Origin of the sequence: Sphingomonas taxi, from assembly GCF_000764535.1 — a bacterium.
In the GTDB taxonomy this organism is placed as follows: domain Bacteria; phylum Pseudomonadota; class Alphaproteobacteria; order Sphingomonadales; family Sphingomonadaceae; genus Sphingomonas; species Sphingomonas taxi.
Genome location: NZ_CP009571.1, coordinates 2,170,609 through 2,192,083, shown reverse-complemented (window position 1 = coordinate 2,192,083; position 21,475 = coordinate 2,170,609). Strand labels below are relative to the sequence as shown.

Here is a 21,475-nt window from a genome sequence, read left to right as displayed (position 1 = left end):
CTTGTCCTCCCGATATGACCGAACCCGCTATGGTGATCGACGCGCGCGATGTCACGCTGACGCTCGGCGAAACCGCGATCCTGCGCGGCATCGACCTCTCCGTCGGGCGCGGCGAAAGCGTCGCGCTGCTCGGCACCTCGGGGTCGGGCAAATCGTCGCTGATGGCGGTGCTCGCCGGGCTGGAGCGGGCGAGCGGCGGACGCGTGACGGTCGACGGGCTCGACTTCGGCCGCCTCGACGAGGATGCGCTGGCGCGTGCCCGTCGCGGGCGGATCGGGATCGTGCTGCAGGCCTTCCACCTGCTGCCGACGATGACTGCGCGCGAGAATGTCGCGGTGCCGATGGAATTGGCCGGGGCGGCGGACGCGTGGGAGCGGGCCGCGGCGGAGCTGGCGGCGGTCGGGCTCGGTCACCGGCTCGATCATTACCCCTCGCAATTGTCGGGCGGCGAGCAGCAGCGCGTCGCGATCGCGCGGGCGCTGGGGCCGCGGCCGCCGCTGGTCTTCGCCGACGAGCCGACCGGCAATCTCGACACCGCGACCGGCGCGGCGATCATGGACCTGCTGTTCGCGCGCCGCGCGGCGATCGGCGCGACGCTGGTCGTCATCACCCACGACCGCAGCCTCGCCGAACGGTGCGACCGGGTGGTGACGCTCGCCGACGGACGGATCGTTTGAGCGGCTGGGCCTCGGCGTGGCGGCTGGCGCGGCGCGAGCTGGACTGGCGGTTCCGCGGGCTGCGGCTGCTCGTCGTCTGCCTGTTGCTCGGCGTCGCGGCGTTGGCGGCGATCGGCGGGCTCGCCGATGCGGTGGGGCGCGAACTGGCGGCGCGGGGCGCGGTGATCCTCGGCGGCGACGTCGAATTCGCGGTGTCGCAGCGATCGGCGGGCGATGCCGAGCGTGCGGCGATGACGCGCGCCGGCGCCGTTTCGCAGACGGTGCGGATGCAGGCCAATGCGGTCGCCGGCGGCAGCGCGGCGCCGATCCAGCTGAAGGCGGTCGATGCCGCCTATCCGCTCTACGGCCGGGTGACGCTGACGGGCGGGCGGCGCGTCGGGGCGCCGCCGCCGGGGCAGGCGTGGATCGCGCCGGCGCTCGCCGAGCGGCTGCGGCTGCGGCCCGGTGCGCGCTTCATGGTGGGGGCGGCGGGGCTGACCGTCGGCGGGATCATCGCCGACGAGCCCGACCGGCTCGGCGAGGGGTTCACGCTCGGGCCGGTGGCGATCATCGCGCTGGCGACGCTGCCGGCGACGCAATTGGTCCAGCCGGGCAGCCTCTACGAGACGCGCTATCGCCTGCGCCTGCCCGCCGGCAGCGATCCGGGGCGGATCGCCAAAGCGTTCGAGGCGCGTTTCGCCACCGCGGGCTGGGAAAGCAAGACGCGCGAGCGCGCCTCGCCGGGGGCGTCGCGCTTCGTCGACCGGATGGGCGAGTTCCTGACGCTGGTCGGGCTCGCCGCGCTGGCGATCGCCGGGATCGGCGTCGGCAACGGCGTCGCCTCGTTCCTCGCCGGACGGCGCGGCGGCATCGCGACGCTCAAGGTGCTCGGCGCGACCACCGCCGATGTCGGGCGCCTCTATGCGATCGAGATCGGTGCGGCGGCGCTGGTGGGGATCGCCGGCGGGCTGGCGATCGGCATCGCCGCGGTGCCGCTGCTCGGCAAGGCGCTGGCGGGCGCGTTGCCGGTGGTGCCGCACCTGACGATCGAGCCGTGGCCGTTGGTGCGCGCGGCGGCCTATGGCGTGCTGATCGCGATCGCCTTCGCCGCGCCGCCGCTCGCCGCGGCGGGGGCGACGCCGGCGGCGGGGCTGCTGCGCGGCGCGCTCGCGCCGATGCGCGCGGCGTCGTGGCGGGGGCGGGGGACCGCTCTGCTCGCCGGCGGCGCGGCGGTCGCGCTGGCGATCGCCACCTCGGCGCAACCGGCGATGGCGGCGGGCTTCCTCGCCGCGGTGGCGGGGGCGCTGCTGCTGCTCGCCGGGCTCGGGCGGCTGGTGCGCGCCGCCGCGGTGCGGCTGCCGCGGTCGCGCCGGCCGCTGCTGCGGCTCGCCATCGCCGCGCTGCACCGGCCGGGGGCGCGGACGGAGGCGTTGGTGGTGGCGCTGGGGCTCGGACTGACGCTGTTCGTGCTGCTCGCCGCGATCCGCACCAGCATCGACGCCAATATCGCCACCACCGTGCCGGCGCGCGCACCGGCGCTGTTCGCGCTCGACGTGCCGCGGCCGCGCGAGGCCGAGTTCCGCCGCATCGTCACCGCCGCGGTGCCGGTGGCGGTGGTCAAGACCGTGCCGATCCTGCGCGGCACGATCACCGGCTATCGCGACATCCGCGTCGCCGATCTCAAGACCTTGCCCGAGGGCGCCTGGGCGCTGCGCGGCGAGCGCGGCCTGACCTATGCGGCGACCTTGCCCGAGGGGAGCACGCTCGCCGCCGGCCGTTGGTGGCCGAAGGATTATGCCGGACCGCCGCTGGTTTCGGTCGACGAGCGGCTCGCCGAGGCGCTCGACCTCAAGCTCGGCGATCCGCTGACGGTCAGCCTGCTCGGCGTCGAGCGGACCGCGCGGGTCGCGTCGTTCCGGCGCATCCAATGGGATACGCTGGGCTTCAACTTCGTGCTGGTCTTCTCGCCCGACACGCTGGCGGACGCGCCGCACAATCTGGCGGCGACGGTCGACCTGCCGCGGGGACGCGAGGGGCGGGTGACGCGCGCGCTGCTCGCGCCCTTCCCGTCGGTGTCGGTGATCGAGGTGCGCGGCGTGCTGGCGCAGGTGCGCGATCTCGTCGGCCAGGTCGCGGCGGCGATCGCCGCGGCGGCGGGGGTGGCGGTGGCGGCGGGGATCGCGGTGCTGATCGGCGCGATCGCCGCGGCGCGCGAGGCGCGCACCTATGACGCGGTGATCCTGCGCACGCTGGGAGCGACGCGCGGCCAGTTGCTGGCGGCCCAGGCGCTCGAATATCTGCTGCTCGGCGCGGTGGTGACGCTGGTGGCGCTGGCGCTCGGGCTAGGCGGGGCGTGGTATGTCGTGGTGCGGATGTTCGACTTCGCCTGGGCGCCCGATCCGCTTGCGGTCGGCGCGACGCTGCTGGTGGGGCTGGGGGTGACGCTCGGCATCGGATTGGCGGGCGCGTGGCCGATATTGAGCGTGCGGCCGGCACGGGCGCTGCGGGAGGTTTGACGTATATCCCTCCCCCTGGCGGGCAGGGCAATCGCATATGGACGCGCGTGCGAGCCTGTCGTCTTCCACGCCCATCCCGTCACCCCGGACTTGTTCCGGGGTCCACCCTGCGGCGGCGAGGAGAAAGGCTTGATTCGACACCGTTCTCCTGCGGCCCGGTGGACCCCGGAACGAGTCCGGGGTGACGAAGCTGACGAGGAAACCGATCGAGCCTCATCAGCGCAGCCATATGTGATAGCCCTGCCCTGACGGGGGAGGACTTAGGTCCAGTAGAGGATGCGGGCTTGCGGCAGGTGCCGGGCGACCTCCGCCGCGAAGAAGCGTTTCAGCGTTCCCATCGTCCCGGCGTCGTAGACGTATTTGAGCGAGCCGAACTTCGTCTGTTTCTCAACGCGGTTCTCCGCGCCCATGTCGAGCTTCGAGGACGGATACCAGCTGTCGAGCACCGCCTTCGACCCCGGCGTGTAGCGATGCGTGATCAGCTCGATCGTGCAGTCCGTCGTGACGTCGGCGAGTGCGTCGCCGGCTTGGGCGATCAGTTCGCCATAGGCCGCCTCCCACCCCTCGGCGGCGATGATCGGTGCGATCGTCAGGCCGATCGGATAGCCGGCGCGGCCCATTCGCGCGAGCGCGGCGAGCCGCGCCGCCACCGGGCTCGTCCCGCCCTCGAACCGCGCGAAGCGCGCCGGGTTGATCGAGGCGCGCATCCGCGTCCGGCCCTGATGATCGAGGTCGAGCAACGGCTCGACCGCGTCGAACTTGGTGGTGAAGCGCAATTGCACCGGCGCCTGCCACGCCCCGAACGCCGAAATCAGCGCCGACAGCGATCCGGTGAGATGTTCGAGCGCGAGCGGATCGGTGTAGCAGCTCGCCTCATAGGTCGTCCCTTCGTCGGCGCGCGCTGTGGAGCGCGAGGTGACCGTGCCCTCGCCGAGATAGTGCGGCAGCGCGGCGACGATCGCGGGCAGATTGGCGTAGGCGCGGGTGATTGGCGGCCCCTTCAGCGAGCCCGCGAGATAGCAATAGCTGCAATGCGCCGGGCAACCCTCGGCGAGATCGACGCGCCAGTCGGCGGAGGGCGCGATCGGTTGCAGACGCAGCTTGCCCGGCGGCGCGACGACCACCGCCAGCGTCTTCTTGGCGGCGGCATAAGCGGCGGCGGCATCGTCGGGCAGGCCGAGCGCCAGCCGGTCGGAGGCGAGCCGCTCGACCGGAATACCCAGCGCCTCCGCACGCGCCGCGATGGCCTGGCCGTGCTCCCATGCCAGCGCCGAGCGGGTGATGAGGACGCGCCGCGGCAGCCACGGACGCGTCGGCCGGGTCTCGCTCACGGCAGGGCCTCGAACCAGGCGGCATAGGGCGTGTTCTCCGCCATGTGGCGGTTGAGATCGGGCGCGCCATCGTCCCACCACACCGGGCCGCGCTCGCCGAGCGCCTGTTTGGCGGCGTCGACACGGCGGCGGGCGTCGCGCTCGCCGGCGGCATCCCCGGCGCGCAACGCGGTGCCGACGTCGCGGCGGGCCTGCATCAGATCGTGGACCAGTGCCGCGCGACGATCCTCGCCGAGCGCGGGATTGGTGCGGCGCCACAGGCGTCCGCGCACCACGATATAACGGCCATCGGGGGTCGTGGGAGGGTCGGCATCGCGCATCGGGGTCCAACGCACCAGCCCGCCGGGCGTCGCAAGTCCTTGGTGCGTGGTGGAAAGATCGTCGGCTCGCCCTACATTGCCGGCGACTTCCGAGGACAATCGATGACGCGTTCGCCGGCCACTGCCGATCCCCTGCTGCTGGCCTATGGCGACAGCCTGATCGCCGGTTATGGCCTTGCGGCCGCCGACGCCTTTCCCGCCCGGCTCGAACGGGCGCTGCGTAGCGACTGGCCCGATGCGGCGGTGATCGCGGCGGGGCGGTCGGGTGACACGTCGCAGGATGCGCTCGCACGGCTGCCGCGAACGCTCGCCGGGCTGTCGCGCCGGCCCGATCTCGCCGTCGTGCAGATCGGCGCCAACGACGTGCTGCGGGGCATCGCGCCTGCGCGGCTGCGCGCCAACCTCGACGCGATGCTGATCGAGTTCGCCCGTTGCGGCATTGCCGTATTGATGACGACGATCGAGCCGCCCGCGCTGTTCGCCGAACGGACGCGGGGCTATGCCGGCATCCATGCCGCGGCGGCGCGGCAGCATGGTGCGGCGACCTGCGCCTTCTTTCCCGCCGGGGTGCTCGGCCATCCCGCGATGACGCTGGCGGATCGCATCCATCCCAATGCCCGCGCGATCGGTCTCGTCGTCGACGCGGTCGCACCCGCGGTCACGGCGGCGCTGCGATCGGCGGCACGGGCGGCGGCCTGACGCTTGCCTTCGCAAAGGCGTCGGGCGAGGAGAGGCCGATGGACCGCATGACGCTGTACTTCGACGGAGGATCGCGGCCCAATCCCGACCGGATGGAGATTGCGGTGGTGAGCGGCGGGCGCACCCATATCCGTGACGATCTCGGTCCCGGCGACAATTGCACCGCGGAATGGCTGGCGTTGCTCTATGCGGTCGAGATCGCGGTGGCGGCGGGGGCCGCGGATGCGGTGTTCGTCGGCGATGCGCGCACGATCGTCGAACAGGCGCTGGGCCGCTGGCGCTGCCGCAGCCCGCAATTGCAGCCGCACCTCGCCGCCTATCGCGCCGCGACCGCGGGCTTCGCGCGCGTCCACGTCCGCCATGTCGGCCGATCGAAGAACCTCGCCGGCATCGCGCTCGCCCGCCGGCACCCGCGCTGAACCAGGTTCATTTCGCACATGCGGAAACACTCGGGTGTCTGCGCGTTGGTCGGCGTCATCATTCAACAGGAGCGAAGCACATGAACCAGGATCAGATCGAAGGTACCGCGGGCGATCTCACCGGCAAGCTGAAGGAAGGCCTGGGCAAGGCGACCGGCGACACCGAGACGCAGAACGCCGGCGTGGTCGATCAGATCAGCGGCAAGGTGCAGAAGACCTTCGGCGATACGAAGGAAACCGTCGCCAAGAATGCCGCGCCGCTCGCCGACAAGGCGCGCAAGTTCGCCAATGAGCGTCCGTTCGCGGCAGCCGCGCTTGCCGGTGTGGTCGGTCTCGCGATCCTGAACACGCTGCGCGGCAAGACCTCGGCGTAATCGCCGGTCGGCATCGCATAGGAAAAAGGGGCGTCGGCAACAGCCGGCGCCCCTTCTCGTTCGGTGCGGTAGCGCGGCCGAATCGCCCGGCCGCGCGTCGCATCAGGACTTGAGGCCCTTGGCCATGTTGAGATGCGCGGTCACGGTCGGGACGAGGCCGGTCGCGAAGGTCTTGAGTGCCGGCACGTCGCCGGTCGCGGCGTAACCGCGGAGCAGGTCGAGCGTCTGCTGATGACCCGACTGCTGGGCGGTGATGTAGGCCGCGTCGAAATCGGCGCCCTTCTTGGTCTTCAGCGAATCGACGATCGTCTGCTGCTCGGCGCTGAGCTTCGGATCGGGAGTCAGCGCCGGGGTCAGGCCGGCGGTGGTCGCCTTGAGCTTGTCCGTCGAGGCAGTGTGCGCGGTGATCATCTGGTTGGCGTATTTCTTGACCGCCGCCGAGCTGCTGTTGTCGAGCGCAAGCTTGGACGTCGCGATCTCGAACGCGTCGCTTGCCGCCGCCGAGTTGACGAAGGCCTGACCGCCGGTCGCGGGAGCGACGGCGTTGGCGGTGCCGGCCGTGTTCGCGTCGAACGCCGTCGTGTCGTTGGTCGCGAGCGCGGTGTCGTTCGCGGCGGTCGTTCCGGTCTTCTGGCCGCAGGCGGCGAGCGCCAGCGCCGATGCCGACAGGATCACCATGGTTTTTCTGAGCATCTGTATCTCCCTCGTTGCGCGGCCTGAACGTCCGGGTGTTGCGAGGCGTTCCGCTTTCCGCGGGGAGCGTTCCGGGCGGCCCGACGTTGCATGTCTCATCCCCACCCACAGGAGACACGCGTTGAGCATTTTCGGCAACATCATGGGCAAGATCTTCCACCACAAGCAGGATGCCGCGCCGGCCCCCGCCGCGCCGCAGACCACGCAGGCGGCACCGACGCCGAAGCCTGCACCGACCGCCGCGCCCGCCGCTGCACCGGAAGCGCCCGCCCAGCCGGTCGACGTCGGCGCGGTGCTGTCGGAAATGGCGACGATGAAGAACGGCGGCGGCAACTATCAGTCGTCGATCGTCGACCTGCTCAAGCTGCTCGACCTCGATTCCAGCCTCGCCGCGCGCAAGGAACTGGGACAGGAGCTGGGCGTGCACGCGGGTGACGACGGCAGCGCCGAGCAGAACATCGCGCTGCATCGCGCGGTGATGGCGAAGCTCGCCGAGAATGGCGGCATCGTTCCCGACAGCCTGCGCGGCTGACCGGACGGGCGGGAGCGGGCGGTTCGCGCCCGCTCCCGTTTTCGCTTACGCCAGCGCCGCGCGCGGGATCGGGTGGCGGCGGTGCAGCATCGCCGCCACCTCGTCGCGCGGGACGCTGTGGCCGAACCAGAAGCCCTGACCGACGTCGCAGCCCTGACCGAGCAGGTAGCGCGCCTGATCCTCGGTCTCGATCCCCTCGGCAACCACGGTCATGCCGAGGCGATGGCCCAGCGCCACCACCGCATCGACGATTGCCGCATCGCCCGCGTCCCGGTCGATATGGCTGATGAAGCTGCGGTCGATCTTGATAGTATGGACCGGAAACGCCTTGAGGTGGGTCAGCGAGGCATAGCCGGTGCCGAAATCGTCGAGGGCGATATGCACGCCGGCACGGCTGAACGTCTCCAGCATCGTCGCGACGCATTCGGCGCCGCGACCGACGAACACCGTCTCGGTCACTTCTAGCTCGAGCCGGTCGAACGGCACGCCGGCCCGCTCCAGGCGGCCGAGGATGCGGTCGGTGAGGTCGTCGCGGCGGAATTCCGCCGGCGACAGGTTGAAGGCGATCCGCCCGAAATCGAGCCCGGCATCGAGCCAGCGGCGCATGTCGCCGACGATCGCACCGAGCATCCGCTCGCTCAGCCCCAGCGCCAGCTCGAAATCCTCGAACGCCGCGCAGATCGTCGCGGGCGCCTGCGGGCCGAAGGTCGGATGCTGCCAGCGCAGCAGCGCCTCGAACCCGCACACCCGCCCGGTGTCCAGTGCCACCTTGGGCTGGTAATATGGCAGGATCCGGTCGTCGCGGATCACGTCGCGCGCGATGCTGAGCATCGACGAGCGGCGTTGCAGGTCGGCGCGCATCGGCGGTTCGAACATCAGCAACCCGCCACGATATTGCGCCTTGGCGGCATAGAGCGCGATGTCCGCCGCCTTGAGCAGTTCGGCAGCGGTCTCGCCATGCGTGGGGAACAGCGAGCCGCCGGCGGTCGCCTGGCAATCGAGGATGCGGCCCTCGTGCGACAGCGGCTCGCGCACGGCGTGCAGCGCGGTGCGGACGCGGTCGATCACCGTCGGCGCGTCGCCGTGGCTCGCGATCACCGCGGCGAATTCGTCGCCACCGAGCCGTGCCAGCGTGCAACCCGCGCCGAGCGCGCGATGCAGCCGTTCGCCGAGCGTGCGCAGCACGACATCGCCGGCGTCATGGCCGATCGTGTCGTTGGTCTCCTTGAGGTCGTCGACGTCGAGCAGCACCAGCGTGACCTCGCCGCCCGCCGCGCGTGCCTGCGCGATCGCCGCCTCGAGCCGCTCGCCGAATTTGGCGCGATTGGGCAGGCCGGTGAGCGCGTCGTGGTGCGCGGCGAAGCGGATACGCTCTTCGGCGGTGCGCTCCTCGGTGACGTCGCGGGTGGTGACGAGGACGCGGCTGAGCTTGCCCGACGGCGCCTCGATCCGCCAGCCGCCGGTCCTGATCCAGCGTTCCTCGCCGGTGTCGGCGCGGTGGATGCGCAGGATGGTGTCGAAGCGATGGCTGCCGTCGCCGGCGTCGACCGCGGCGATCAGCGCCTGCAGGCGGTGGCGATCCTCGGGAACGACCAGATCAAGCGCGACCGGCACCGACGCGGCGGCGTCGAGCGGCAGGCCGAGCATCGCCTTGAGCTCGTCCGACCATTGGCGCTGGCCCGAGGTCGCATCATAGTCCCAGATGCCGAGCCCGGCGGCATGCGCGGCGAGGCGGAAGCGCCGCTCGCTGTCGCGCAGCGCGCGTTCGGTCAGCTTGCGATCGTGGATGTCCTCCAGCGTCCCGTACCAGCGGATCGTCGCGCCGGATTCGTCGCGCCGGGCGGTCGCGCGCGAGCGGAACCAGCGATAGTCGCCGTCGGGGGATCGCAGCCGGTATTCGAGGTCGATCGCCCTTCCGGTCGCCACCGAGGCCCGCCATGCCGACATCGTCGGCGCGCGATCCTCGGGATGGAGCGCGCTCAGCCAGCGCGTTCCCATCGCGTCGCCCGCCGCGCCGCCGGTCACCGCCTTCCAGCGCGAGCTGACCGTCTCGACGAGGCCGTCGGGGCCGGCCGTCCAGGTGATCTGCGGGTTGAGTTCGACGGTGTGGCGGTAATGTTCCTCGCTCTCGCGCAGCCGCTCCTCGGCGGCGCGGCGGGCGGAGATGTCCTGCGCGATCGTGATCGTCGACATCGCGGTGCCGGCGGCGTCGCAGACGAACGAAACATTGATGTCGCACCACAAGGCGCTGCCGTCCGGCCGGATGAAGCGGGCCTCGACCTCGAACGGCGTCGAGCGCGCGCGATGATCGTCGTAGGTGGCGAGGACGCCGGGCAGATCCTCGGGGTGGAGGAACGCGTCGATCGACAGGCCGGTCAGTTCGGCCGCGCGGCGCCCGACGAGTTCGCAGAACCGGTCGTTGACCGTGAGCACGCGGTGGCGGCGGTCGCGGTGCAGCAGGCCGATGCGCGCGCGGCTCAGGACCGTGCTGAGCGGCAGTCCGGTGTCGAGCCCGGCGACGGCGCGGGCGACCGCGGCGCGGATGGCAGCCGGATCGATCGGCGGTTCTTCGCGACATGCCGAGTCGACTTCGACCAAGTCTTTGCGATCAAATCCGCTTTCCTCCCAACGGTCCACTTTTCTATCCTTCGCGCGATCGGTCGCCCGTCCGGCTTGGGTGGCGGTCGCTTAACGAAGGGTAACGGAACCGTTTTGACTGGTTCGCCGGCGCACTCAGCCGGCTGGGGGCAGTTGCTGCGCCAGTGTGGCGTTCTGCCGGCGCATGTGCCGCAGCGCTTCGGCGACGCGATCCGCGTCGAGCGCATCGACGATCGGATCGTAGCCGGTCGGCACGATCCCCTGGCCGAGCAGCACCGCCACCCAGCTCGGCACTGTGAACAGCTCGTCGTCGTAGCGGAAGATGCGCCCCTTCTCGGCGAACAGCGCGAGCTTGCGTGCCAGCGTCTCGGGCAGCGCCATCGACCCCACGTGCCGCCAGAACGGCGTGTCGCGGCGGCGCGTCGCGGCGTAATGGAGGATGATGAAATCGCGGATCGCGGTGTAGTGATCGGCCATCAGCCGGTTGTATTCGTCGCGTACGACCGGGCTGAAGCGATCGTCCGGGAACAGCGCGAACAGCTTCGCTATCCCTTCCTGGATGAGGTGGATGCTGGTCGACTCGAGCGGTTCGAGGAAGCCGCCGGCGAGGCCGAGCGCGACGACGTTGCCCGCCCAGCTCTGCCGCCGCCGGCCGGCGGTGAACGACAGGCGGCGCGGCGTGGCGGTCGGCGCGGCGTCGAGATTGGCCATCAGGATGCGCTCGGCGGTGTCGTCGTCGGTGAAGGCGCTGGCATAGACGTGGCCGTTGCCGGTGCGGTGTTGCAGCGGGATGCGCCATTGCCAGCCGGCATCATGCGCGGTGGCGCGGGTATAGGGCAGCAGCGGCTGCGTCCGTTCGGTCGGCACCGCGATCGCGCGATCGCAGGGCAGCCAGTGCGACCAATCCTCGAAGCCGACGCCCATCGCCTCGCCGAGCAACAGGCTGCGAAAGCCCGAGCAATCGAGGAACAGGTCGCCCGCGATCCGCCGATCCCCCTCCAGCCGCACCGCCGTCACATGGCCGCGTTCGTCCTGCTCGACACCGGTGATCCGCCCCTCGACGCGCACCGTGCCCTGCTCCTCGGCGCGGCGGCGCAGAAAGGCGGCGTAGAGGCCGGCGTCGAAATGATAGGCATAATCGACTCCTGACAATGGCGAGCGCGGGTCGGGGGAGGGCGGTGCGAAGCGGCCGGCGCGCGCGGCGACGGCGGCCATCGCATAGCCCTCGAAGTCGCCGATGCCCGGCCGCTCGCGCAGCTTGAGCCAGAGCTGGTGGAAGTTGAGCCCTTCGATGTCGCGACCGGGCGTGCCGAACGGGTGCATGTAGCGCTCGCCCCGCGCGCCCCAGTCGACGAATTCGATGCCGAGCTTGGGCGTGCCGCCGGTCGCGCGCAGGAAGTCCGCCTCTTCGATCCCCAGCCGGGCGTTGAAGCCGCGGATCGGCGGGATCGTCGCCTCGCCGACGCCGACGGTGCCGATCGCGTCGGATTCGACCAAGGTGATCGTCCGCTGCCCGTCGTTGAGGAAGCGCGAGGCGGCTGCCGCCGCCATCCAGCCGGCAGTGCCACCGCCGGCGATCACCACCCGGCCGATCGGTGTTCCGCTCATCGCCTGCCCCGCTGCGCCGCCACGAGATACTCCGGATAGGCAGAGAGGCCCGCGGGTAGCGCAGCGATGGCGTTGCGCAATTGCGTCAGCGCGGCGACCGCGCTCGCCCGCGGCACCGACAGCGCCAGCGGATCGGCGCGTACCGGCCGGACGCCGAGCCCGATCAGCGCCTGCTGCCACGCCGCCTGTGGCAGCATCTCCTCTTCCAGCGGCGGCAAAGTGCCGCGCTGACCGAATTGGGCGAGCGCCGTCGCCAGTTCGGCAGGCGGTTGCTGCGAGCGCCGCGCGTGCCAGAAATCGCCGCGCCGCCGGCCGACCAGATAGAAGGCCGCGGCATAGGCGTGGAGCCGGTCGGCGCGCAGCGTCGCGCGGCGGTTGTATTCGGCGACGAGCAGCGGCTCGGGCGTCCGTGCCGGCATCAAGGCCAGCGCCAGTTCGAGCTGCGCCAGCGCCAGCGTATAGCCATGCCAGCCCAATGGCCCCAGCGTCGCAGCCGTATCGCCGAGCGCCAGTACGTTGCCGGCAAAGGGCACGACCTGCCGCCGCGGACGGATCGTGATGCGCTCGCTTCGGCCCGGCATCTGCTTGGCGGCGCGCGCGTCGCTGGTCGTGGCGCTGGCATAAGCGACGCCGGCGAGCGTGCGACCCGCCAGCGGCCAGCGCGCGGTCCAGCCGTCGGTGGTCGCGTCGTACCGGTCGAGCGGCGACGGGCGCGGCGGCGCGGCGGCGAGCAGCAGCCGGTCGACGGGCAGGGTGGTGGCCCAGTCGAGCCACGCGGTATCCGCGGCGGCGAGCAAGGCGCCGGATCCGGTCGCGTCGACGAACAGGTCGCCGGTCAGCGCGCTACCGTCGTCCATGGCGAGCGCACGCACGGTCTCGCCGTCGCGGACGACGCGAAGCTGCTGCGGTGCGACGGCGCGCACCCGCGCCGCGCGCAGCGCCGCGGCGAAGAAGGGCGTCGCGGCCTCGGCGTCGAGCCGCAGCGTGTAATTGACGCGCGACAGCAAGGATCGCGGATCGCTTGCCGGTGGTGCGAACCGTTCCGCCGCCGCCAGCGTCGCGGCGGGAACCAGCGCGTCATAGGGGCCGTCGCCGTGCGCCAGCCACATCTGGTGCACCGCCGCGCCGGCGAGGTTCGGCACGCCGTCGCCCTCGCCGATCGTGAAGGCCGCATCGCCCCAGGCGAAGCGTTCGCCGACGCGGTGCGTCGCCGCCCCCGCGGCGACCATCGCCGTCTCGTCCAGGCCCAGCGCGTCGAATGCCTCGGCGACCTGCGGCGTCACCGCGGGCAGGCGGTCGGCGAGCGCCGCCGGGTCGGGCGCGGTGGCGACGAGGGTCACCGTCGCGTGCGGCAGCGCGCGCGCGAAGCCGAGCGCCGCGGTCAAGGCGACGAGGCCGCCGCCGACCACGACGACGCTCTGCAGGCTTTCGCGACGGTTCACGCCGCTGCCTGCAGATAGGCTGCGTGATCGGGCATCGTCGCGACCGCGGCGGCGATACCGCCGCGCAGGGCGGCCAATGCGCGATCGAGCGCGGCGCCGTCGGGCAGATCGGCGCGCGGGTCCCAGCCGTCGGGCACGACGTTCTGGCCGAGATAGACCGCGACCCAGCTCGGTTCGAGGAACAGGCCGTGGCTGTAGCGCGACACCTGCGCGGTCTGCCGCCACAGCGCCATTTTCTCGGCGAGGCTGTCGGGGATCGTCATCGTGCGGACGTGGTCCCAGAAGGGCGAATCGTCGCGTGTCGTCGCGTGATAATGGAGGATCAGGAAGTCGCGCAGCCGGTCGTATTCGGCGTCGACCAAGGCATTGAAGCCGTCGCGGTCGGCATCGGTGACGCGGGCTGCGGGGAAATGCTCGACCAATTGCGTGATCGCCATCTGCACCAGATAGATGCTGGTCGATTCCAGCGGTTCGAGGAACCCCGAGGCGAGGCCGATCGACAGCACGTTGCCGACCCAGCTGCGCCGCCGCCGCCCGGCGCGGAAGCGCAGATGGCGCGGCTCGGCGAGCGGCGGACTCTCCAGCGCGTCGACCAGCGCGTCGGTCGCCGCGCCTTCGGACAGATGCGCGCTCGAATAGACATAGCCGTTGCCGATGCGGTGGGTGAGGGGGATGCGCCAGCGCCAGCCGGCGGCCATCGCGGTGGCGCGGGTGTACGGCTCGATGCCGCCGGCGGGCGAGGCGCAGGGCGCGGCGACGGCGCGATCGCAGGGCAGCCAGTGCGACCAATCCTCCCACGCCTCGTCCATCGCGCCGCCGATCAGCAGCGCGCGAAACCCCGAGCAGTCGATGAACAGATCGCCCTCGATCCGCTGGCCATCGGCGAGCGTGATCGCGACGACGTCGCCGCTGTCCGCATCGCGGTCGACGCCGGTCACCAGACCCTCGGTGCGCAGCGCGCCGCGCGCCTCGGCATGGGCGCGCAGGAAAGGCGCGAAGCGGGTCGCGTCGAATTGATAGGCATAGCCGAAGGCGCTCGCCAGATCGTGCGGATCGCTGCCCGGGCGGGTGAAACGCTGCGCCGCGGCGGCGACCACCGCGGTCGAATAGTCGCCGATCGGCGCGGTCGCGCCGGCGTGATGGCGCCGCAGCCAATAATGGTGGAAGCCGACGCCGTCGAGCGGCCGGCCGTAGCTGCCGAACGGATGGATGTAGGAATCGCCGATCGCGCCGAAGTCGCGGAACTCGATGCCGAGCTTGAAGGTCGCATGGGTGGCGGCCATGAACGCCGCCTCGTCGATGCCGAGCCGGGCGACGAAGGCGCGCAGATGCGGCAGCGTCGCCTCGCCGACGCCGACGATGCCGATCTCCTGCGATTCGACCAGGTGGACCGTCGCGGCGCCGGGGGCCAGCGTCGCCAGCGCGGCGGCGGTCATCCAGCCGGCAGTGCCGCCCCCGACGATCACCACCCTGATCCGCTGCTCCGCCCGCACTGGCCGCTCTCCCCTCATATTCCCGCGCAAGCCACGACCTCTACAGGGAATGTCCATCGTTGACAGCGGCTTCGTGGCACGGCTTTGGTGCCGCTACCACGATGTAGATGGCTCCCGGGGAGAGGATGATGGTTTTGAGGTTCGGTACGGCTTGCGCAGCGCTCGCGCTGATGGTGGGCGCGTCGCCCGCAATTGCGCAGCAGCAGGCGGCCAGCGCCGCCGTTCCCGCCGCCGCCACCGCGCATCCCGGGCAATGGCCGCTGCTGCCGATGCAGTTGAAGCGCGACGCCAAGGTCGAGGCACGCGTCGCCGCGATCCTCGCCAAGATGAGCATTGAGGACAAGGTCGGCCAGCTCATCCAGGTCGACATCGCCAGCATCACGCCCAAGGATCTCGAGACGTACAAGCTCGGCTCGATCCTCAACGGCGGCAATTCGGCGCCCAACGGCGACGAATTCGCGCCGGCGCCGGAATGGCTCAAGCTGTTCGACGCCTTCTATGACGCCTCGGTCAAGCGCTCGGACGGCCGCCCGGTGGTGCCGGTGATCTGGGGTACCGACGCGGTGCACGGCGCCAACAATATCGTCGGCGCGACGCTGTTCCCGCATAACATCGGTCTTGGCGCGATGCGCGATCCGGCGCTGATCAAGAAGATCGGCGCGGTCACCGCCGCCGAGACCGCCGCGACCGGCATCGACTGGAGCTTCGCACCGACCGTCGCGGTGGTGCAGGACGATCGCTGGGGCCGCACCTACGAAAGCTATTCCGAAGACCCGGCGATCGTCGCTTCCTATGCCGGCCAGATGGTCGAGGGCATCCAGGGCACGATCGGGCAGGACTTCATGAAGCCCGGCCATGTCATCGCCTCGGTCAAGCATTTCCTCGGCGACGGCGGCACCGGCGGCCACGATCAGGGCGATACGCGCGTGTCGGAGACGGTGCTGCGCGAAGTGCATGGCGCCGGCTATATGACCGCGCTGCCCGCCGGCGCGCTGACCGTGATGCCGAGCTTCTCAAGCTGGAACGGCGAGAAGATGACGGGCAACAAGAGCCTGCTCACCGGCGTGCTCAAGGACCGCTGGGGTTTTCAGGGGTTTACCATCGGCGACTGGAACGCGCACGGCCAGGTGACGGGCTGCACCAACGAGGATTGCGCCCCCGCGATCAACGCCGGCCTCGACATGTTCATGTATTCCGGCCCCAAGTGGAAGGAGCTCTACGCCAATACGCTGCGCGAGGCGAAGGCCGGCACGATCCCCGCCGCGCGGCTCGACGATGCGGTGCGCCGCATCCTGCGCGTCAAGATGATCGCCGGCACGTTCGACAACGGCCGGCCCTCGGCGCGGCCGATGTCGGGCAAATTCGCGCTGCTCGGCGCGCCCGAACATCGCGCGATCGCGCGGCAGGCGGTGCGCGAATCGCTCGTGCTGCTCAAGAACAACGGCAGCGTGCTGCCGGTGAAGCCGGGCGCCAATATCCTCGTCGCCGGGCGCGGCGCCGACAATATCGGTCAGCAGGCCGGCGGCTGGTCGATCACCTGGCAGGGCACCGACGTCGCCAACAAGGATTTCCCCAACGGCCAGTCGATCTGGTCGGGGATCGATGCGGCGGCGCGCGCCGCCGGCGGCAAGGCGACGCTCGCGGTCGACGGTGCCTTCACCGCGAAGCCCGACGTCGCGATCGTCGTGTTCGGCGAGACGCCCTATGCCGAATTCACCGGCGACCGGCCGAGCCTCGAATATAGCCCCGACGACAAGAGCGATCTCGCGCTGCTGAAAAAGCTGAAGGCGGCGGGCGTGCCGACCGTCGCGGTCTTCCTCTCGGGCCGGCCGATGTGGGTCAATCCGGAGATGAACGCCGCCGACGCCTTCGTCGCCGCCTTCCTGCCGGGGACCGAGGGCGGCGGCGTCGCCGACGTGCTGGTCGCCGGCAAAAGCGGGCGTCCGGTCGCCGACTTCCACGGCAAATTGAGCTTCAGCTGGCCGAAGCGGATCGACCAGAACGTGCTCAATCGCACCGATCCGGGCTACGACCCGCTGTTCCCGATCGGCTTCGGCCTGACCTATGCCGACAAGGCGACGCTCGCCCGGCTCGACGAGACCAAGCCCAAGGTCGCGGCGGGCGACCAGAATGCGTTGTTCGTGCGCGGCCGCGTCGCCGGTGGCGCGCGGATCGGCACGACCGGCGCGGCAGTGCAGACGCGCACCGACCGGCGCGGGCAGGAGGACAGCCTGCGCCTGACCTACAAGGGCGCGGGCAGCGTCGCGATCGAACAGGCGATGCCGATCGACCTGACGCGCGAATCGAACGGCGATCTCAGCCTGATCGTCGAATATCGCGTCACCGCCAAGCCGACCGGCGCGGTCACCGTCGGCGTCGCCGATACGGGTAAGTCCGCAACGGTCGCATTGACGAACCAGCTCGCGGTGGGCGATTGGGCGACCGTGGCGGTGCCGCTGCGGTGCTTCGCCAGTCAGGGGGTCGTGATGAACAAGGTGACCAAGCCGTTCGAACTGGCGAGCAGCGGTGCGCTCGGCATCGACGTGTCGACCATCCGTATCGGCAGCGCCACCGCGCCGATCGCCTGCGGTGCCAAATGAGCGGGGATGAGCTGTCGCGGCGCGGCCTGATCGGCGGCGCGGCGCTGCTGACGCTCGCCGGCGCGGCGGGGGCGCAGACCGTCGCCGGGGAGGAGGTCGTGCCGCTGTGGCCGGGACGCATCCCCGGCGCGCCGGGCAAGACGATCCCGCGCAAGATCGAGGAGCGGTCGAAGACCGCGGGCTTCACCGATCGCTGGGTGACCGGCGTCGACGTGCCCGCGCTGGTCGTCAAGCGGCCGGCGCGTCCCAACGGTGCGGCGGTGGTGCTGGTGCCCGGCGGCGGCTATGGCTTCCTCGCCTATGACAATGAGGGGATCGAACAGGCGCGCTGGCTCAATGCGCTGGGCGTCACCTGCTTCATCCTGCTCTATCGCCTGCCGGGCGAGGGGTGGAGCGAGCGGCGGCTGGTGCCGTTGCAGGATGCGCAGCGCGCGATGCGCGTGATCCGCAGTCGTGCAGGCAGCTTCGGCGTCGATGCCACGCGGATCGCGGTGATCGGCTTCTCGGCGGGCGGGCATCTCGCCGGTTCGCTGGCGACGCGGCATGGCGAGCGCGTCTATGCGCCGGTCGATGCCGCCGACACGCTGTCGGCGCGGCCGGATCTCGCCGGGCTGATCTATCCGGTGATCAGCATGGACGCGGCGATCACGCACAAGGGCTCGCGCGACAATCTGCTGGGGGCGACGCCTCCGTCGGAAGAGGTCGCGGCGGCGTCGGTCGAAAAGCGCGTCACGGCAGAGACGCCGCCGGTCTTCCTCGTTCACGCGGGCGACGATGGCGCGGTGCCGATCGCCAACAGCCTCACTATGTATGCGGCGCTGCTCGCGGCGAAACGCCCGGCGGAGATGCATGTGTTCGACGAAGGCGGGCACGGCTTCGGCGTGCGGCTGGCGAAGACGGTGCCGACGGCGGCCTGGCCGACGCTGTTCGCGGCCTATGCCGCGCGCAAGGGTGTGTTTCCCGGCTGAGACACTGATCGCTTAGGGCGAACGGCGAGAGTGGTTCGAATCCTCACCGCATCCACCCCGTCACCCCGGACTCGTTCCGGGGTCCACCGGGCCTCACGGGCTCCGCCTGATCCTCAGGCCCCTCTCCCAGCCGCGGGGTGGACCCCGGAACAAGTCCGGGGTGACGGATGGCTCAAGGCCATCCCCTGAGCCAACGGGTCGGCGACCGGCGGAGCGCTCGTTCCACCGGTCGCCGTTTGGTCACTTCATCCGGATCGTCATCGCCTTGCCGGTGTAGCTCACCCGCGTCGCGCCATTTTCGGCGAAGTCCAGCGCTTCGGCCTTGCCCGGCGTATGGAAGCGCACCGACACCGCGCGCGTCGCGACCATGGCCGGATAGCTGCCCTCGCGCGCGCCGATGGTCAGCGTCTTCGCCTGCTCGTTCCACGTCAGCGGCACGCGCGCGAACTTGCCCGACTCATAGCCCGGCGTCACGCCGTCATCCTCGTACAGCGAGAAGGCGCCGTCCTTGCCGGTAAAGACGTGCAGCACGATCGCCCCGCCCGGCTGCTCGCGTGCATATTGCACCGCCGGCCCGGTCGGCAGGATCGCACCCGCACGGACGAACAGCGGCATCCGCTCGTACGGCGCGGCGGCGGTGATCGACTGGCCGCCCGTGTAGTGCTTGCCGCTGGCGAAATCGTACCAGTCCGCCCCCGCCGGCAGATACACCGAGCGCGAGCGCGCCTTGAATGCCGTCACCGGCGCGACGAGCAGATCGCGGCCGAAGAGATATTCGTCGTCGACGTTCCACGTCTTGCGATCGGCGGCATAGTCCATCACCAGCCCGCGCATGATGCTGCCGTCCTTGTGATAGGTGTCGGCCGCGGTCGTGTAGATATACGGCATCAGGCGATAGCGCAGTTGGTCGTACCAGAGCATCGACGATGCCATCGCCGGATCGCTCGCACTCAATTCATAGATCTCGCGCTTGGGCGTCTCGCCATGGCTGCGGAACAGCGGGCTGAGCGCCCCGAACTGGAACCAGCGCAGGTTGAGCTCGCGCCATTCGGGCAGCGCCGCCGGCTCGGCATTGGTATAGCGATCCTCGACCGCGAAGCCGCCGATATCGTGCGTCCAATTGGGCACGCCCGACATCGACAGATTGACGCCCGCCGAAATCTGGTCGCGCAGATCGTCCCAGCGTGCGGCGACGTCGCCCGACCACAAGGCCGCGCTCGCGCGTTGCAGACCGGCGAAGCCCGAGCGCGTCAGGATGAACGGCCGCTTGTCGGCGTTGGTCTCGCGCAGTCCCTCGGCGAAGCCCGCCGCATGGACCAGCGGGAAGCTGTTGAAATAGGCGCCGCCCGGCCCGAAGGCGTTCGGCCCCATCACATATTTGCGCTCTTCGATCGACAGGTTGGAATGGATGTCGGGCTCGGTCGCGTCCATCCACCAGGCGTCGATGCCGAGCTTGACCAGATTGTCGCGCACCTGCCGGTAATAGATCTTGCGCGCTTCGGGATAATAAGGATCGTAATCCGTATTGAGATAGCCCGGCCCGACCCAGTCCTTGTTCTTCAGTTTGAGATTGCCCTGATACAGAAAGCCCTTTGCGGCCAGTTCCTTGGCATTGTCGGTATTGGGATAGAATTTCGGCCAGACCGAGATCATCAATTGCGCGTTGAGCTTGTGGACCTCGTCCACCATCCCCTGCGGATCGGGGAAGCGCGTCTTGTCGAACTGATGGCTGCCCCATTGATCCTGCGGCCAGTAGAACCAATCCTCGACGATATTGTCGAGCGGGATCTGGCGCTTGCGATATTCGCGCACGACGCCGACCAATTGCTCCTGCGTCTCGTAGCGTTGGCGGCTCTGCCAGAAGCCATAGGCCCATTGCGGCATCATCGGCGCCTTGCCGGTCAGCCCGCGATAGCCCGCGACGACCGCGTCCATATCGGCGCCGGCGACGACGTAATAATCGACCGCCTTGCCCGCCTCCGACGACAGCCACAGCGAATGGCGATCGGGCTGGGGCAGGGGATCGTTGTGGAAGAACGCCATATAGCCGGCGTTGGGCTCCCATTCGATGCGGATCGCGACCGGCTTGCCGGCGGTCATCGGCAGCTCGACGTTATGGTACCAGGGGTTCCAATTCTGCCGCCAGCGATCGAGCACCAATTTGCCGTCGGCATAGACCTTGAAATAGCTCGAGCCGTAGACGCGGAACTTGTGCAAGCCGGTGACGGTGGGATCGACGGTGCCGGTCCAGATCACGCGTTGCTTGCCGACCACCTTGCCGGCGGTGTTCTGGCCGCTGTCCGCCGAGGCGACGGTCTGCGCCTTGGCTTGCGCCGGCCAGCGCGCCTGATCCTTGATATATTGATAGTTGATCGTCGCTTCCTGGCGCGTCGCCGCCAGTCTGTCGCCGAGGTAATATTGCGCGGTCCAGCCTGGCTTGCCGCCGTTCGACACCTTCATATCGTCGCCGACCAAGGCATAGGGCTTGGGATTGCCGAAGCGGGTGATCGAATTATTGTCCCACAACAGCCCGTAATTGCGCGTCGAGACGACGAACGGGATGGCGATGTCCATATTGTGCTGGGCGAGTTCGACGTCCTCGCCATTATAGTTCATCTGCCGGTTCTGATGCTGGCCGAGGCCGTAGAAGCCTTCGTCGGTCGCGCGGTTGAACTGCTGCTGCGTGGCGACATAGCCTTTGCCCTCGACGCTGGGGGTGAAGACGGCGCGGGCGGCCTCGTCGAGCAGCACCTTGCCCGCCGCGTCGCGGACGGTGAGGTGGCCGTCGGACAGGCGGATCTCGGCGCTCGCCTTGGCGAGCTTGAGCGTGACGACGCCCGCGCCTTCGCTGATCGTCGGCGCGCCGTGCGGCTTGGCGATCACCATCAGGCTGTCGGGCAGGGTGAGGTCGGTGCCGGGCACGGCGGTGACGCGGAAGCTGTCGTCGCCATAAGCGACGACGCGGACGCGCTTGGCGGGGCCGCTGTCGGGCGTGACGACGACGCCCTGGTCGATCCTCTGCACTTCGGAGGCGAGCGCCATGCCCGAGACGGAGACGGCGAGGCCCGCGACGGCGCGGGCGAGGAAACGGAAGGTCATCGGTCTGATCCTGATCTGATCGGGCTGAATGGGAAAAGCCGTTCGCCCTGAGCCTGTCGAAGGGCAGTGCCACATGCGACGACGCCGCTTATGGGACGCCGGTGCTTCGACAGGCTCAGCACGAACG

At 70.2% G+C, this 21,475-nt stretch carries 16 protein-coding genes; 8 read left to right on the top strand and 8 right to left on the bottom strand.

The window, feature by feature from the left end:
* The first annotated feature begins 14 nt into the window (after nt 1-14).
* Together MC45_RS09880 and MC45_RS09875 are read left to right on the top strand one after the other, a co-directional pair.
* Nucleotides 15-677, top strand: coding sequence for an ABC transporter ATP-binding protein (locus MC45_RS09880; RefSeq protein ID WP_038662467.1), 663 nt, complete (start codon nt 15-17; stop codon nt 675-677).
* Entirely contained in the window at nt 674-3,172 is a 2,499-nt protein-coding gene (locus MC45_RS09875; protein WP_038662465.1) for an ABC transporter permease, read from the top strand. Before MC45_RS09880 ends, MC45_RS09875 begins: the two co-directional genes overlap by 4 nt.
* A 260-nt stretch (nt 3,173-3,432) precedes the next feature.
* Here MC45_RS09875 and MC45_RS09870 read toward each other — a convergent pair whose 3' ends face one another.
* Nucleotides 3,433-4,503 (bottom strand): spore photoproduct lyase family protein, encoded by a 1,071-nt coding sequence (locus MC45_RS09870; RefSeq protein WP_038662463.1) that lies wholly within the window; start codon nt 4,501-4,503, stop codon nt 3,433-3,435.
* Nucleotides 4,500-4,823, bottom strand: coding sequence for a hypothetical protein (locus tag MC45_RS09865; RefSeq protein ID WP_038662460.1), 324 nt, complete (start codon nt 4,821-4,823; stop codon nt 4,500-4,502). Before MC45_RS09865 ends, MC45_RS09870 begins: the two co-directional genes overlap by 4 nt.
* Before the next feature lie 102 nt (nt 4,824-4,925).
* Here MC45_RS09865 and MC45_RS09860 point away from each other — a divergent pair, with 102 nt between their 5' ends.
* From MC45_RS09860 to MC45_RS09850, 3 genes are all read left to right on the top strand, one after another.
* The gene (locus tag MC45_RS09860; RefSeq protein ID WP_038662456.1) at nt 4,926-5,522 is read left to right on the top strand and encodes a GDSL-type esterase/lipase family protein; all 597 of its coding nucleotides are present in this window, start codon (nt 4,926-4,928) and stop codon (nt 5,520-5,522) included.
* 38 nt (nt 5,523-5,560) lie between these two features.
* Nucleotides 5,561-5,941: a reverse transcriptase-like protein gene (locus MC45_RS09855; protein WP_245640698.1), complete on the top strand. Its 381-nt coding sequence runs from the start codon at nt 5,561-5,563 to the stop codon at nt 5,939-5,941.
* Between the two features lie 80 nt (nt 5,942-6,021).
* Complete coding sequence (locus MC45_RS09850) at nt 6,022-6,315, top strand: CsbD family protein (RefSeq protein WP_038662454.1); 294 nt, start codon at nt 6,022-6,024, stop codon at nt 6,313-6,315.
* 102 nt (nt 6,316-6,417) lie between these two features.
* On the opposite strand, the gene MC45_RS09845 is transcribed toward MC45_RS09850, so the two are convergent.
* Nucleotides 6,418-7,008, bottom strand: coding sequence for a DUF4142 domain-containing protein (locus MC45_RS09845; RefSeq protein ID WP_038662451.1), 591 nt, complete (start codon nt 7,006-7,008; stop codon nt 6,418-6,420).
* 121 nt (nt 7,009-7,129) lie between these two features.
* Here MC45_RS09845 and MC45_RS09840 point away from each other — a divergent pair, with 121 nt between their 5' ends.
* Entirely contained in the window at nt 7,130-7,540 is a 411-nt protein-coding gene (locus MC45_RS09840; RefSeq protein ID WP_038662448.1) for a DUF3597 family protein, read from the top strand.
* Between the two features lie 45 nt (nt 7,541-7,585).
* On the opposite strand, the gene MC45_RS09835 is transcribed toward MC45_RS09840, so the two are convergent.
* The 4 genes from MC45_RS09835 to MC45_RS09820 all read right to left on the bottom strand — a co-directional run bounded on the left by MC45_RS09835 (nt 7,586) and on the right by MC45_RS09820 (nt 14,699).
* Nucleotides 7,586-10,138: a sensor domain-containing protein gene (locus MC45_RS09835; protein WP_052075605.1), complete on the bottom strand. Its 2,553-nt coding sequence runs from the start codon at nt 10,136-10,138 to the stop codon at nt 7,586-7,588.
* 135 nt (nt 10,139-10,273) lie between these two features.
* Nucleotides 10,274-11,746 (bottom strand): tryptophan halogenase family protein, encoded by a 1,473-nt coding sequence (locus tag MC45_RS09830; protein ID WP_038667068.1) that lies wholly within the window; start codon nt 11,744-11,746, stop codon nt 10,274-10,276.
* On the bottom strand, nt 11,743-13,188 hold the full coding sequence (locus MC45_RS09825; protein WP_038662446.1) for a tryptophan 7-halogenase: 1,446 nt from the start codon (nt 13,186-13,188) through the stop codon (nt 11,743-11,745). The genes MC45_RS09830 and MC45_RS09825 overlap by 4 nt, the downstream gene beginning before the upstream one ends.
* Nucleotides 13,185-14,699: a tryptophan halogenase family protein gene (locus tag MC45_RS09820; RefSeq protein WP_038662443.1), complete on the bottom strand. Its 1,515-nt coding sequence runs from the start codon at nt 14,697-14,699 to the stop codon at nt 13,185-13,187. Before MC45_RS09820 ends, MC45_RS09825 begins: the two co-directional genes overlap by 4 nt.
* A 107-nt stretch (nt 14,700-14,806) precedes the next feature.
* Between MC45_RS09820 and MC45_RS09815 the strand changes: the two genes are divergently transcribed.
* Nucleotides 14,807-17,281: a glycoside hydrolase family 3 protein gene (locus MC45_RS09815; protein ID WP_052075604.1), complete on the top strand. Its 2,475-nt coding sequence runs from the start codon at nt 14,807-14,809 to the stop codon at nt 17,279-17,281.
* The gene (locus MC45_RS09810; protein WP_038662440.1) at nt 17,278-18,249 is read left to right on the top strand and encodes an alpha/beta hydrolase; all 972 of its coding nucleotides are present in this window, start codon (nt 17,278-17,280) and stop codon (nt 18,247-18,249) included. Before MC45_RS09815 ends, MC45_RS09810 begins: the two co-directional genes overlap by 4 nt.
* 240 nt (nt 18,250-18,489) lie before the next feature.
* Here MC45_RS09810 and MC45_RS09805 read toward each other — a convergent pair whose 3' ends face one another.
* The gene (locus MC45_RS09805) at nt 18,490-21,348 is read right to left on the bottom strand and encodes a TIM-barrel domain-containing protein (protein WP_038662437.1); all 2,859 of its coding nucleotides are present in this window, start codon (nt 21,346-21,348) and stop codon (nt 18,490-18,492) included.
* Nucleotides 21,349-21,475 lie beyond the last annotated feature (127 nt).